The sequence below is a fragment of the Streptococcus sp. CF7_Ac1-8 genome, assembly GCF_024295435.1.
GTDB classification, from domain to species: domain Bacteria; phylum Bacillota; class Bacilli; order Lactobacillales; family Streptococcaceae; genus Streptococcus; species Streptococcus mitis_AP.
Window position 1 is genome coordinate 113,626 of the sequence record NZ_JANCPI010000006.1, and the last position, 14,780, is coordinate 128,405.

11 protein-coding genes are annotated in these 14,780 nt (G+C 39.9%); all 11 read left to right on the forward strand.

The window, feature by feature from the left end:
* Window positions 1-2 precede the first annotated feature (2 nt).
* Window positions 3-608, forward strand: coding sequence for a nitroreductase family protein (locus NMM26_RS04615; protein WP_000670185.1), 606 nt, complete (start codon window positions 3-5; stop codon window positions 606-608).
* Window positions 609-620: 12 nt separating this feature from the next.
* On the forward strand, window positions 621-2,021 hold the full coding sequence (pepV, locus tag NMM26_RS04620; RefSeq protein WP_254753885.1) for a dipeptidase PepV: 1,401 nt from the start codon (window positions 621-623) through the stop codon (window positions 2,019-2,021).
* A 53-nt stretch (window positions 2,022-2,074) separates the two neighbouring features.
* Window positions 2,075-2,653 carry a uracil-DNA glycosylase family protein gene (locus NMM26_RS04625; protein ID WP_254753886.1) on the forward strand — a complete coding sequence of 193 codons (579 nt, stop codon included), beginning with the start codon at window positions 2,075-2,077 and terminating at the stop codon, window positions 2,651-2,653.
* 113 nt (window positions 2,654-2,766) lie between these two features.
* Window positions 2,767-3,054 (forward strand): rhodanese-like domain-containing protein, encoded by a 288-nt coding sequence (locus tag NMM26_RS04630; protein WP_254753887.1) that lies wholly within the window; start codon window positions 2,767-2,769, stop codon window positions 3,052-3,054.
* 169 nt (window positions 3,055-3,223) lie between these two features.
* Window positions 3,224-4,549, forward strand: a complete 1,326-nt coding sequence (brnQ, locus tag NMM26_RS04635; RefSeq protein WP_254753888.1) for a branched-chain amino acid transport system II carrier protein — start codon at window positions 3,224-3,226, stop codon at window positions 4,547-4,549.
* Window positions 4,550-4,752: 203 nt separating this feature from the next.
* Entirely contained in the window at window positions 4,753-5,790 is a 1,038-nt protein-coding gene (locus NMM26_RS04640; protein WP_254753889.1) for a M42 family metallopeptidase, read from the forward strand.
* A gap of 1 nt (window position 5,791) precedes the next feature.
* A complete protein-coding gene (locus tag NMM26_RS04645; RefSeq protein WP_084927747.1) occupies window positions 5,792-6,262 on the forward strand; it encodes an HIT family protein in 471 nt (156 codons plus the stop codon).
* Between the two features lie 2 nt (window positions 6,263-6,264).
* Entirely contained in the window at window positions 6,265-6,981 is a 717-nt protein-coding gene (ldcB, locus tag NMM26_RS04650; RefSeq protein ID WP_084927745.1) for an LD-carboxypeptidase LdcB/DacB, read from the forward strand.
* 122 nt (window positions 6,982-7,103) lie between these two features.
* Window positions 7,104-7,529: a 50S ribosomal protein L11 gene (gene rplK / locus NMM26_RS04655; protein ID WP_001085807.1), complete on the forward strand. Its 426-nt coding sequence runs from the start codon at window positions 7,104-7,106 to the stop codon at window positions 7,527-7,529.
* Between the two features lie 207 nt (window positions 7,530-7,736).
* The gene (gene rplA / locus NMM26_RS04660) at window positions 7,737-8,426 is read left to right on the forward strand and encodes a 50S ribosomal protein L1 (RefSeq protein ID WP_001085675.1); all 690 of its coding nucleotides are present in this window, start codon (window positions 7,737-7,739) and stop codon (window positions 8,424-8,426) included.
* Window positions 8,427-8,913: 487 nt separating this feature from the next.
* Window positions 8,914-14,780 (forward strand): GEVED domain-containing protein (locus tag NMM26_RS04665; protein WP_254754451.1); only part of this gene is annotated, 5,867 nt, incomplete at its 3' end.

Here is a 14,780-nt window from a genome sequence, read left to right on the forward strand (position 1 = left end):
TTATGAAATTTCTTGAATTAAACAAAAAACGTCATGCGACTAAGCAGTTCACTGATAAGCCTGTTGATCCAAAAGATGTGCGTACGGCTATCGAAATTGCAACCTTGGCACCAAGTGCCCACAACAGCCAGCCTTGGAAATTTGTGGTGGTTCGTGAGAAAAATGCTGAATTGGCAAAGTTGGCTTACGGTTCAAACTTTGAACAGGTATCATCAGCGCCTGTAACTATTGCCTTGTTTACAGACACAGATTTGGCTAAACGTGCTCGTAAGATTGCCCGAGTTGGTGGTGCTAATAACTTTTCTGAAGAACAACTTCAATATTTTATGAAGAATTTGCCTGCGGAATTTGCACGCTATAACGAACAGCAAGTCAGCGACTACCTAGCCCTCAATGCAGGTTTGGTTGCTATGAACTTGGTTCTGGCTCTTACAGACCAAGGAATCGGATCGAATCTTATTCTTGGCTTTGACAAATCAAAAGTCAATGAAGTTTTGGACATTGAAGACCGTTTCCGCCCAGAACTCTTAATTACAGTGGGTTACACAGACGAGAAATTGGAACCAAGCTACCGCTTGCCAGTAGATGAAATCATCGAGAAAAGATAGAAGGAAGATAATATGACAGCAATTGATTTTACAGCAGAAGTAGAAAAACGCAAAGAAGACCTCTTGGCTGACTTGTTTAGCCTTTTGGAAATTAACTCAGAACGTGATGACAGCAAGTCGGATGCTCAGCATCCATTTGGTCCTGGGCCAGTAAAAGCCTTGGAGAAATTCCTTGAAATCGCAGACCGTGATGGCTACCCAACTAAGAATGTTGATAACTACGCAGGGCATTTCGAGTTTGGTGATGGAGAAGAAGTCCTCGGAATCTTTGCCCACATGGACGTAGTGCCTGCTGGTAGCGGTTGGGACACAGACCCTTACACACCAACTATCAAAGATGGTCGTCTTTATGCGCGTGGTGCTTCTGATGACAAGGGACCTACAACAGCTTGTTACTATGGCTTGAAAATCATCAAAGAATTGGGTCTTCCAACTTCTAAGAAAGTTCGCTTTATTGTCGGAACAGATGAAGAATCAGGCTGGGCAGACATGGACTACTACTTCGAGCACGTAGGACTTGCCAAGCCAGACTTTGGTTTCTCTCCAGACGCTGAGTTCCCTATCATCAACGGTGAAAAAGGAAATATTACTGAATACCTCCACTTTGCAGGAGAAAATACAGGTGCTGCCCGTCTTCACAGCTTTACAGGTGGTTTACGTGAAAACATGGTGCCTGAATCAGCAACAGCAGTTATTTCAGGTGACTTGACTGACTTGCAAGCTAAACTAGATGCTTTTGTTGCAGAACACAAACTTAGAGGAGAACTCCAAGAAGAAGCTGGCCAATACAAGGTGACGATTATTGGTAAATCAGCCCACGGTGCTATGCCTGCTTCAGGTGTCAATGGTGCGACTTACCTAGCTCTTTTCCTTAGTCAGTTTGACTTTGCAGGACCTGCAAAAGACTACCTTGACATCGCTGGTAAGATTCTCTTGAACGATCATGAGGGTGAAAATCTCAAGATTGCCCATGTGGATGAAAAGATGGGTGCTCTTTCTATGAATGCAGGCGTCTTCCGCTTTGATGAAACAAGTGCTGACAATACCATTGCCCTTAATATCCGCTATCCAAAAGGAACAAGTCCAGAACAAATCAAGTCAATCCTTGAAAACTTGCCAGTTGCTTCTGTTAGCCTTTCTGAACACGGTCACACGCCTCACTATGTGCCAATGGAAGATCCACTTGTCCAAACCTTGTTGAATGTTTATGAAAAACAAACTGGCCTTAAAGGTCACGAGCAAGTCATCGGTGGTGGAACCTTTGGTCGCTTGCTAGAACGCGGAGTTGCCTACGGTGCTATGTTCCCAGACTCAATTGACACCATGCACCAAGCCAATGAATTTATCGCCTTGGACGATCTTTTCCGAGCAGCAGCAATTTATGCCGAAGCTATTTACGAATTGATCAAATAAAACGATAGAAGTCTGAGATCTTATGCTTAGACTTCTTTTTGGAGGGAAAGTAGATGTCTCAAATTGAAAGAATCAAACAGGCTATCATGGCGGATCCGCAGAATGCCAGCTATACAGAACGCGGCATCGAGCCTCTCTTTGCAGCGCCAAAGACTGCTCGCATCAATATCATCGGTCAGGCACCGGGACTTAAAACCCAAGAAGCAGGCCTTTACTGGAAGGACAAAAGTGGTGACCGTTTGCGGGACTGGTTAGGTGTGGATGAAGATACCTTTTACAATTCAGGTTATTTTGCGGTTTTGCCTATGGATTTCTACTTTCCGGGCCATGGCAAGTCAGGTGATTTACCACCGCGAGCGGGTTTTGCAGAAAAATGGCATCCTCAGCTCTTGAAAGAATTGCCCGATATTCAGCTAACCCTCTTGATTGGCCAGTATGCCCAAGCCTACTATCTACAGGAAAAAATCAGTGGCAAGGTGACAGAACGGGTAAAACATTACCAGAACTATCTGCCAACCTATTTTCCGCTAGTTCACCCCTCACCGCGAAATCAAATTTGGATGGCCAAAAATCCCTGGTTTGAGTCAGAAGTGGTGCCCAATTTGAAAAAAAGAATTAAAGCAATTTTATAGTCAATGAAAATCAAAGAGCAAACTAGGAAGCCAGCCGCAGGCTGTACTTGAGTACGGTAAGGCGACGCTGACGTGGTTTGAAGAGATTTTCGAAGAGTATTAGGAGAAAAAGAATGAAAGAAATTACCTTTGACGCATTTTACCAGCTTTACCAAAATGACCAACTTTCTCTAGTGGACGTGAGAGAAGTGGATGAATTTGAAACTCTTCATTTAGAAGGTGCCCAAAACCTACCGCTGAGTCAATTAGCTGATAGCTATGATCAGTTGGACAAGGACCAGTTGCATTATGTCATTTGTAAATCTGGGATGAGATCAGCGCGTGCTTGCCAATTCCTAGCTGAACTAGGTTATGAGGTTATCAATGTCCAAGGTGGCATGATGGCTTTTGAAGAACTTTAAAAATTTGCATTTCTCCTACTTAGTGTGATCTCGGTAGGGGATTTTATTTTTAGACAATTCTCATTTTTAAGAATCTTGAAAACATTCAATATTTACTTCGTGAAGCTTTTTTCATACTCCTAATCATGGTATACTAAGTCAGTATTTTATAAATATGAAGGAGATTTTCATGGCTAAAAAAGGTGCCTTAACAGGTTTACTCCTGTTTGGAATATTTTTTGGTGCGGGGAACTTGATTTTTCCGCCTTCTCTAGGTGCTCTATCTGGAGAACATTTTCTTCCTGCCATCGCAGGTTTTGTCTTTTCAGGTGTCGGTATCGCCGTCTTGACTCTGATTATTGGAACGCTAAATCCTAAAGGATATATCTATGAGATTTCAACAAAGATAGCGCCTTGGTTTGCGACTCTTTACCTCTCAGTTCTTTACTTGTCAATCGGTCCATTCTTTGCAATCCCACGTACAGCTACAACAGCTTACGAAGTAGGGATTAGCCCCCTTTTGTCGGATGCAAGTAAAGGTCTTGGTTTGATTGTCTTTACAGTTCTGTATTTTGCGGCAGCATATTTAATCTCGCTTAATCCATCAAAAATCTTAGACCGTATCGGCCGTATCTTAACGCCAGTCTTTGCGATTTTGATTGTTATCTTGGTTGTTCTGGGAGCTTTCAAATACGGTGGAACAAGTCCTCAAGCTGCTTCAGCTGCTTATCAAGCTTCTGCCTTTGGGACAGGTTTCCTAGAAGGTTACAATACCTTGGACGCCCTTGCCTCAGTTGCCTTTAGCGTAATCGCAGTTCAAACCTTGAAACAACTTGGTTTCTCAAGTAAGAAAGAATACATTTCAACTATTTGGGTGGTTGGTATCGTTGTTGCCCTTGCCTTCAGCGCTCTTTATATCGGTTTAGGTTTCCTTGGAAATCATTTCTCGGTACCAGCTGAGGCGATGAAGGGTGGAACACCAGGTGTTTACATCTTGTCACAAGCCACTCAAGAAATCTTTGGCTCAACAGCTCAACTCTTCCTTGCAGCTATGGTTACCGTAACCTGCTTCACAACAACAGTTGGTTTGATTGTGTCTACAGCTGAGTTCTTTAATGAGCGCTTCCCACAAATCAGCTACAAGGTTTATGCGACAGCCTTTACTTTGATTGGATTTGCTATTGCTAATCTGGGTCTTGATGCGATTATCAAGTACTCCATTCCAGTACTGGTTATCTTGTACCCAATCACCATTGCCATCGTTATGATTGTTATTGTGAACAAATTTGTTGCCCTTTCAAAACCAGGTATGCAGTTGACAATTGCGGTGGTTACAGCTATTGCCATTGCAAGCGTACTAGGAAGCTCGTTTAAGGTTGAGTTTCTTGCAAATCTTGTCAACGCTCTTCCTTTTGCTAAGGCATCTCTCCCATGGTTGGTGCCTGCTATCGTTGGAATCTTGCTCTCACTGGTTCTACCAAACAAGCAAGAGAGTGATGTTTTTGAAATGGAATAATCACTAATACTCTTCGAAAATCAAATTCAAACCGCGTCAACGTCGCCTTGTCGTACTCAAGTACAGCCTGCGGCTAGTTTCCTAGTTTGCTCTTTGATTTTCATTGAGTATAAAATCACTTTTGTAGTCAAGTCTACAGGAGTGATTTTCTTTTTTTATCCGATGATAAATGTGTTATAATAGGTAGCAAAAGAGGTGAAGAAATGAATCAAACAGTAGAATATATCAAAGAACTGACAGCCATTGCGTCGCCAACGGGCTTCACTCGTGAGATTTCGGACTATTTAGTCAAGACTCTAGAAGGTTTTGGTTATCAGCCAGTTCGCACAGCCAAGGGCGGTGTCAATGTAACTATTAAAGGTCAAAATGACGAGCAACATCGCTATGTGACTGCCCATGTAGATACGCTTGGTGCTATTGTCCGTGCTGTTAAACCAGACGGCCGTCTCAAGTTGGATCGTATCGGTGGTTTTCCTTGGAACATGATTGAAGGAGAAAACTGTACCATTCATGTGGCTAGTACAGGTCAAAAGCTATCAGGAACCATCCTTATCCACCAAACTTCTTGCCATGTCTATAAGGATGCAGGAACTGCAGAACGCACGCAGGACAATATGGAAGTGCGTTTGGACGCAAAAGTAACCAGTGAAAAAGAAACTCGTGCTCTTGGTATTGAGGTCGGTGATTTTATCAGCTTTGACCCACGAACTGTCGTGACAGAGACAGGCTTTATCAAGTCTCGTCATTTGGACGATAAGGTCAGTGCAGCGATTTTGCTTAACCTGCTTCGTATTTATAAGGAAGAGAAGATTGAATTGCCCGTAACAACCCATTTTGCTTTTTCAGTCTTTGAAGAAGTGGGACACGGTGCCAACTCTAACATTCCTGCTCAGGTAGTAGAGTATCTTGCTGTGGATATGGGAGCTATGGGAGATGACCAGCAAACAGACGAATATACAGTGTCTATTTGTGTCAAGGATGCTTCTGGGCCTTATCACTATGACTTTCGTCAACACTTAGTTGCCTTGGCGAAAGAACAAGATATTCCATTTAAGCTGGACATCTATCCATTTTATGGTTCGGACGCTTCAGCGGCTATGTCTGCAGGTGCAGAGGTCAAACACGCCCTTCTCGGTGCTGGTATCGAGTCTAGCCATTCTTATGAGCGCACTCATATTGACTCGGTAGTCGCAACAGAGCGTATGGTTGATACCTATCTTAAGAGCGCATTGGTAGGCTAATATGTGCCTTATTTGCCAGAGAATTGAGCTAATTAAAGTTGGGGAAAATCCCTACTTTGTCAAAGAGTTGGAAACAGGCTATCTTGTCATTGGAGATCACCAGTATTTCACAGGCTATAGTCTCTTTCTAGCTAAGGAGCACGTCACGGAATTGCACCATTTAAAAAAGGAGACAAGACTCCGTTTTCTAGAGGAAATGAGTCTAGTCCAAGAGGCAGTTGCCAAGGCCTTTGCTGCTGAGAAAATGAATATCGAACTTCTAGGCAATGGCGATGCCCACCTTCATTGGCATCTTTTCCCTAGACGAAGAGGTGATATGAATGGTCACGGTCTCAAAGGACGTGGTCCAGTTTGGTGGGTTCCTTTTGAAGAAATGACAGCAGAAACCTGCCAAGCAAGTCCGGATGAGATTAAACAATTAGTTAAACGTTTATCGATAGAAGTAGATAAACTATTAGAAATAAAGGAGTAGAAATGAAAAAAAGATACCTTGTCTTGACAGCCTTGCTAGCCTTGAGTCTAGCAGCTTGTTCACAAGAAAAAGCAAAAAATGAAGATGGAACAGCTAAAACAGAACAAACAGCCAAAGCTGATGGAACAGTTGGAAGTAAGTCTCAAGGGGCTACTCAGAAAAAAGCAGAAGTGGTCAACAAAGGTGATTACTACAGTATCCAAGGGAAATACGATGAAATCATCGTAGCAAATAAACATTATCCTTTGTCGAAAGACTATAATCCAGGGGAAAATCCAACAGCTAAGGCTGAGTTAGTCAAACTCATTAAAGCTATGCAAGAGGCAGGTTTCCCAATTAGTGATCATTATAGTGGTTTTAGAAGTTATGAAACTCAGACCAAGCTCTATCAAGATTATGTCAACCAAGATGGGAAGGCAGCAGCTGACCGCTACTCTGCCCGACCTGGCTATAGTGAACACCAAACTGGTTTGGCCTTTGATGTGATTGGGACTGATGGTGATTTAGTAACAGAAGAAAAAGCAGCCCAATGGCTCCTGGATCATGCAGCTGATTATGGATTTGTTGTCCGTTATCTCAAAGGTAAGGAAAAGGAAACAGGCTACATGGCTGAAGAATGGCATCTTCGTTATGTCGGAAAAGAAGCTAAAGAAATTGCTGCAAGTGGTCTCAGTTTGGAAGAATACTATGGATTTGAAGGCGGAGATTACGTCGATTAAAAAAGAAACTTTTCTCTTGCAATTTCAAATAAATAGTGTATAATAGATGAGTATGTGTAAAGCATACTTGTGGGAGGTAAAAATCTTTAATTACCGCCAAAACCACAAAGGAGGATTTAAAAATGGCTAAAAAAGTCGAAAAACTTGTAAAATTGCAAATCCCTGCTGGTAAAGCTACACCAGCTCCACCGGTTGGACCTGCTCTTGGTCAAGCTGGTATCAACATCATGGGATTCACAAAAGAGTTCAACGCTCGTACAGCTGACCAAGCTGGTATGATCATTCCAGTTGTTATCTCAGTTTACGAAGATAAATCATTTACTTTCATCACTAAAACACCACCAGCTGCTGTTCTTTTGAAAAAAGCTGCAGGTGTTGAAAAAGGATCAGGTACACCTAACAAAACTAAAGTTGCTACAGTTACTCGTGCACAAGTACAAGAAATTGCAGAAACTAAGATGCCAGATTTGAACGCAGCAAACGTAGAGTCTGCAATGCGTATGATCGAAGGTACTGCTCGTTCTATGGGATTCACTGTTGTTGACTAATCAATAACACAGTAGAAAATCTCACAGCAGTCTATTAGTTGCTTTTCATACTAGGCAAGTGACTGAAGCTTGTACTTGGGTACAGCAAGGGAGCTTAAGGCTGTAGGAAAAGAAAAATAATAGACTGAAAACCCGCAAGACTTCATCATTTCGAGGAGTGACGTGGGAGATGAAAATCGATTGAACCACTTACAAGGAGAATAGAAAATGGCTAAAAAAAGCAAACAACTTCGTGCTGCTCTTGAGAAAATCGACAGCACAAAAGCATACAGCGTAGAAGAAGCTGTAGCACTTGCAAAAGAAACTAACTTTGCAAAATTTGACGCAACTGTAGAAGTTGCTTACAACTTGAACATCGACGTTAAAAAAGCTGACCAACAAATCCGTGGAGCAATGGTATTGCCAAACGGTACTGGTAAAACTTCACGCGTTCTTGTTTTCGCACGTGGTGCAAAAGCTGAAGAAGCAAAAGCTGCTGGTGCAGACTTTGTTGGTGAAGATGACCTTGTTGCTAAAATCAACGATGGTTGGTTGGACTTCGACGTAGTTATCGCTACACCTGACATGATGGCTCTTGTTGGACGTCTTGGACGTGTCCTTGGACCACGTAACTTGATGCCAAACCCTAAAACTGGTACTGTAACAATGGATGTTGCTAAAGCAGTTGAAGAGTCTAAAGGTGGTAAAATTACTTACCGTGCTGACCGTGCAGGTAACGTTCAAGCAATCATCGGTAAAGTATCATTTGAAGCTGAAAAATTGGTTGAAAACTTTAAAGCTTTCAACGAAACAATCCAAAAAGCAAAACCAGCTACAGCTAAAGGAACTTACGTAACAAACTTGACTATCACAACTACTCAAGGTGTTGGTATCAAAGTTGACGTAAACTCACTTTAATCAGTAGTTTATAAACAAAGACGAGTACGAAAGTGCTCGTTTTTTTATTTGAGAAAATTTATTTTGTTGGATCCAGAAATTGAGTTTTTCTCAGCCTCATTTTGGTGTTTTTGAACGTGATTTGATGATTGATAAAAATAAAGAAATAGGAATTGTTTTCTGTTGATTTGTAAAAAAAATTATATGGATTACAACCGTATCAATTATTTCAATATTCCTAAGTTGGTATAATATTTCTGAAATACTATAAAAAACAACCAGAGAACTACATATTTACACAAGGTTTCTGTTTTTATGATTGTCGAACGAAAATTTTTATCTTGCAATAGATTGTTCTAAATGATATAATAAAACCAAATGTTGATTTATCTTTAATACCTAATTTAAGATATCAACCTCTTAATATTGCATAAAAATTTAAGGGGGGGGTATTTTTCCTAGTGTTTGAAATCAACATTATTAAAAAAATAAGGAGGTTGTGTATCTCATGCAGAGAAACCAACAAGATTTTAGAACGGAAAAATACCTTCGTTATGGTATCCGTAAGTATAGTTTTGGAGCTGCATCAGTTGCGATTGCAGCTGGTTTGATGTTCCTTGGGAATGGAGCAGTTTCGGCTACTGAAGTACAAGGGGCTGAAGTTTCGTCTGTAACAACTGCTAATCTAGGGAATCAGGCGGATTCTAAAGATAAATCAGTCAAAGCAGAAGCTGATAAAGTAGAAGAAGCTAAAAAAGTTAAAAAAGAGATTCTTGAAGCTAGCATTTCAACTTTAGAATCAAAACTTTCAACGGCTAAGTATGCAGAGGTTTTTGTACTGAGCTCAGCTAAGGAAGCCTTGACTACAGCTAAAGCAACTCTTGCTAATGCAGAGGCTAGTCAAGCAGAAGTTGATCAACAGGCAGCTACAGTATCTGCTTTAAGTTTGGTTGTAACAGAGTCAAATACTGCTGGTTTCGATAAGAAGCAGGCAGCTGATCAGGAAGCAGCTAAGGCAGAAGCAGAAAAAACTGCAACTCCAGTTGAAAAAGCACTTTCAACGGCTACAACAACTCTGACACAAGTGTCATCAGAAGCTGAAGTAACAAATAAATTGGCTGAGACTCAACTTGCTAAGGCTGATGTCAAAGAAGAAAACAAGGCAGCAGTTACAGCGGCAGTAGCTAAAAACCAAGCAGTTCTTGCTGAAACGAAAACACTGTTAGCTGATAAGAGTATTACAAAAGAGCAAGTAGATGCTCAATTGGAGCGCCTTAACGAATCTATCCTTGCAGTCTACAATGAATTGAAAAATGCAGGAATCGGCCGAGATGGTAAGTTTTCAGTTAACTTAGAAGAAGTACAAACTACTGCCTTGACAGATGGTACAACTGAATTAGGTAAAAAATGGTTAGAAGACCATGGCTATGCAACATTAGCAGATGTACCAATTAAGAAAAACTCAAAAGAAATTGCAACCTTAAATGATCAAATCCATTGGCTTGATTTTTCTGATACATCAGCTTGGACTAATTTGAAAAATGGAATTCAATTACAAATTGGTTCACAATATCAAAAACAAATAATGCCTGGATATGTTGTGACATTAACTGTTAAAGAATTAAAACCTTTCGAAACTACAGAAGCGTATAAACAACGTGTAGCAGGAACTGAACATGCAGCGAGTTATGATGCAGATAAAGAGAATAAATTTAACCGTGCAACAGGATTTGGAGCGGTACCACAAGATCCAAGATATACAAATGTACGTGAAAGAGGAAATGGGATTAATACAGGAAACCATAAAACTGCAATTGCACCAATAACGGATACAGGAAGTCAAGTAGGAGGAGTTACAGCTGGGGTTATCTTTTCTGTTTCAGCAACTTATAATAATAAGCCGGTACAACCGGGGATTGTAATGGCTTCAGGTGAGGATATCAGTGCTGGAGAATTAGAAGCGGAAATTTATACTACTAACGGTACACCTTGGGATTTAGCAGGTGTTATCGGTCGAGATGGTAAGACTCAATATAAACCTACACCAAACTTCCAAAAAGTAAATGCTACAATTACTTATAATACACCTGAGTTTAATAAAGCACTTGCAGCAAAAATGTTTGCGACTAGAGATTCTGCTACAGCAGGTTTAGGTTCACAAATTTTTGGTTCTTACTCAAATGGTGGAAACTATGCTTCACCAATTGTATCATCAGCAAATGTTACTGAAGCTGGTATTTATATCATTTCAGCTGGTCAACAAAGTACAATGGTTGGGATTAAAATCTCTGATTTCGGAGATCTTCCAGAATCTTATGGAACAGCAGAACACTTTATTAGAACTGAAACAACAGATTGGAATACAAATGAAGTTAGACAAATTCAACAACCATTCTTAGGAACTGAAAAAGCAGACATTGATTCAGCTCCAGGAATTCGTGTTCGTGGAGAAGGATCAGATGATCGAAGTGATTCTGCCGATGAAGGTGTTAAACAATTAATTGATGCTGCAGATGTACATAATAATAAAGATACTGGTGAACCAGAAGTAAAATTAGTAAAAGCTCCAGATGACACTTATGAAGTGAATATTAGAGCTTCTGTAAATGGTAATACAAGTTATAATGGTACATTAGATCCAGCTTATGTTCGTGGATTTATCGATTTCAATAATAACGGTAAGTTTGATGCGGATGAAGCATCTGAAATTGTAAAAGTTACAGAAAATAATCAAAAAGTAACATTAAAATTCAGAAATACGCAAATTATTGATACAACAAAAGAAAATGTGAATTTCCGTGTTCGTATTGCTAAAGAAGAGTCTCAAATTGAAAAACCAGTAGGAATTGCATACTCAGGGGAAGTGGAAGATAACCAAATCCAAGTAGCAATTCCACCTCGTGGGGATAAGGAAGAAACTACGGGAGTTCAAGGTGAAACGCAATCGATTGACTTCGAATTTGTGAATAGAGCTGAAGGTGATGATGCGTCAAATGTTGGATCTGGAAACGGAAAAACAACCTTCAACTCATATGGTAAATTATACTATTCAGAACAAAGAAATAATATCAGTTTAGAAACAACCAAAGCTAAACAAGCTGATGGAGTTATGATTGTTAAGCCAGATGGTTCTCTTTCAAAAACTTACACAAAAGAAGGTCAAGGTACCTATAATGTTACAGATACAGGTATAACCTTTACACCAGTAGCTACCTTCGTTGGTAAAGCAGATGGTGTTGCTCTACGCGCAGTAGATGCGAATGGTCAAACAACTGGATGGACAGCTTTAACAGAAAGAAATGGTCTTGTAAACAATAATACAGGAATTCATTCAACAACAGAGTTAACAATGGATGCTGTTTATATTCCAAATGTAACACCAAAAACAATTACTGCAGATCCAAAAACTTCTATTGATATTCAAGGTAAAGAACAAACTGGAACTCCAGTATTTAAAGCTTTTGCGGGAACAACAAAAGAAGAGGCTATCACGCCAACAGCAACTCATCCTGCAAAATTAATTAATCCTACAGATAACTCACTTGTTAAATCAGTAACAGTGGAGAATGAAGGAACATACACAATCAATCCAACAACTGGTGTGGTAACATTCAGGCCACTTCCAACATTCAAAGGTAAAACAAAAGGAATTGGTGTATCGTTAACTGTACCGGTAGGAGCTGATAAAGCTGGAACTGAAGTAACAGCGACAGCAACAACAACTTATACTCCAGAAGTTGTTCCAGTAGTACCAACTGCAGAACCAGCAACATCTACTGATATTCAAGGAGCTGAACAATCAGCAGTTGTAGCATTTGCTCCAGGAAAAGCAACAATTGGAGATACAGAAAAAACAGTAGAACTTAAACCAAATTCAGCTAAATTGTTAAATGCTGATGGAAGTGTACCGACAGAAGCGACAGTACCAGCTTATAAAGAGGACGGAGTTACTCAAGTAGGAACATACTCAGTTGATCCAGCTACTAATAAAGTAACCTTTACACCAACTGATAAGGCTTATGTAGGTAAAGTATTACCAGCAAATGTACAAGCAGAAGATGTAAATGGAACAACTGTTAAAACAACTTACACACCTACAATCGTAGGAGTTAAACCAACAGCTACACCAGCTGAATCTACAAACATTCAAGGTGAAGAACAATCAGGTGTTGTAGCATTTGCACCAGGAAAAGCAACAATTTCAGGTACAGAAAAAATAGTAGCGCTTAAAGCGAATTCAGCTAAATTAGTAAATGCAGATGGAAGTGTACCAACAGAAGCAACAGTTCCAGCATATGCAGCTGATGGAGTTACTAAAGTAGGTACTTACTCAATCGACCCATCAAATAATACTGTAACATTTACACCAACTGATAAAACTTATAAAGGTACCGTATTACCAGCGAATGTTCAAGCAGAAGATGAAAATGGTACAACTGTGAAAACAACCTATACTCCACATATCGTAGGAGTAGTTCCAACAGCAGAACCAGCTACTTCAACAGATATCCAAGGGGTAGAACAATCAAAAGAAGTTACATTTACTCCAGGTAAAACAGAAATCAATGGAACAGAAAAAACAGTAGCAATCGATACAACTTCATTTAAATTATTAGATGAAAATGAAAATGCAGTAGATTCAGTTCCAGCGAAGAACCCAGCAGGTGATGTGATTGGTACGTATACACTTAAAGTCGTAGATGGAAAAGTGAATGCAGTATTTACACCAACAGATAAAACGTATGCGGGTGAAGTTGAGCCAGTAACGATCCAAGCAAAAGATACAAATGGAACAGTTGTAAAAACAACTTATACTCCATCTATTACACCAGTAGAACCATCAGGAACACCAACAACTTCTGAAGGAATTCAAGGTGCTAAACAAGAAGGAACTCCATCATTCACACCAGGTGATGAAAGAATTCCTATGAAGATTGATGCGGATCAGCCAGCTAAATTAGTAAATCCTGAAACTGGAAAACCAATAGATGATACAACAATTCCAGCAAAAGATAATGATGGAAATACAGTTGGTACCTACACAATTGAACCAACAACAGGTAAAGTAACATTTACACCAAATAAAGACTTTACAGGTACACCAGTAGCAGCAACTGTTCAAGCAAAAGATGCGAATGGAACACCAACAACTGCTACTTATGAACCAACAGTTAAACCAGTAACACCAACAGGTTCAGATACTGTAACAGAAGATGTTCAAGGTTCAATTCAAAAAGGTAAACCAACATTTGAAGGTGGCACAGTAACAGTTAACGGTGAAGAAAAAACTGTTGCAATCGATGAAGATAAACCAGCTAAATTGGTAGATCCAAAAACAGGTGATCCAGTTGAATCAGTAACTATCGATGGTGAAGGAACATATACAGTAACTCCAGACGGCATAGTAACATTTACACCAGAAAAGAACTTTACAGGTAAAGGAACAGGTGTTACAGTTCAACGTGAAGATAAGAATGCTACACCAGTGACAGCTAAATACACACCAGTTGTAAAACCAGCAACACCAACAAGTTCAGATGTCATCACAACTAATGTTCAAGGTGCAATTCAAGAAGGGACACCAACATTTACAGGTGGAAAAGTAACGATTAATGGTCAAGAAAAAACTGTTGCAATCGATGAAGCTGTAAAACCAAAATTCGATGATGGAACAACTGAAAAAGTAGTACCAAACGAAGGAACATACACAATCGATGAAAATGGAAAAGTAACATTCACTCCAGAAAAAACATTCACAGGACAAGCTGCAGGAGTAACAGTTAAGCGTGTTGACAAAAACGGAACACCAGTAACAGCTAAATACACACCAGTAGTAATCCCAGTGTCACCAACTTCTAAAGATGCTGAATCAGAAGGTCCAAAAGGACAATCTCAAGAAGGGACACCAACATTTACAGGTGGAAAAGTAACACTTAACGGGAAAGAAGTACCAGTAGCAATCGATGAAAATGTAAAACCAAAATTCGATGATGGAACAACTGAAAAAGTAGTACCAAACGAAGGAACATATACAATCGATGAAAATGGAAAAGTAACATTCACTCCAGAGCCAAACTTCGTAGGAAAAGCTACAGGAGTAACAGTTAAACGTGTTGATAAGAACGGAACACCAGTAACAGCTAAATATACTCCAACAGTTCGCCCAGATACTAGATTTGTAGTTATCGAAAAAGATGGCAAAGAAACAGATTTACTTCCATCTAAAGATGGAGCTAAACCTTCAGAACCAATTCCAGGATATAATGTTGTTAGAACTGAAATTGATGAAAAAGGAAATACAAAACACATCTACGAAAAAGTTAAGACATCATTCAAGGATAAAGAAGGAAACGAAATTCCTAAATATCCAAGTGA

What these genes read in the sequence shown, in the direction of transcription:
- NMM26_RS04615 (WP_000670185.1), top strand. Translation starts at nt 3, where the DNA reads ATGAAATTTCTTGAATTAAACAAAAAACGTCATGCGACTAAGCAGTTC.
- NMM26_RS04645 (WP_084927747.1), top strand. Translation starts at nt 5,792, where the DNA reads ATGTGCCTTATTTGCCAGAGAATTGAGCTAATTAAAGTTGGGGAAAAT.
- rplA (WP_001085675.1), top strand. Translation starts at nt 7,737, where the DNA reads ATGGCTAAAAAAAGCAAACAACTTCGTGCTGCTCTTGAGAAAATCGAC.
- brnQ (WP_254753888.1), top strand. Translation starts at nt 3,224, where the DNA reads ATGGCTAAAAAAGGTGCCTTAACAGGTTTACTCCTGTTTGGAATATTT.
- pepV (WP_254753885.1), top strand. Translation starts at nt 621, where the DNA reads ATGACAGCAATTGATTTTACAGCAGAAGTAGAAAAACGCAAAGAAGAC.
- ldcB (WP_084927745.1), top strand. Translation starts at nt 6,265, where the DNA reads ATGAAAAAAAGATACCTTGTCTTGACAGCCTTGCTAGCCTTGAGTCTA.
- NMM26_RS04630 (WP_254753887.1), top strand. Translation starts at nt 2,767, where the DNA reads ATGAAAGAAATTACCTTTGACGCATTTTACCAGCTTTACCAAAATGAC.
- NMM26_RS04625 (WP_254753886.1), top strand. Translation starts at nt 2,075, where the DNA reads ATGTCTCAAATTGAAAGAATCAAACAGGCTATCATGGCGGATCCGCAG.
- NMM26_RS04640 (WP_254753889.1), top strand. Translation starts at nt 4,753, where the DNA reads ATGAATCAAACAGTAGAATATATCAAAGAACTGACAGCCATTGCGTCG.
- rplK (WP_001085807.1), top strand. Translation starts at nt 7,104, where the DNA reads ATGGCTAAAAAAGTCGAAAAACTTGTAAAATTGCAAATCCCTGCTGGT.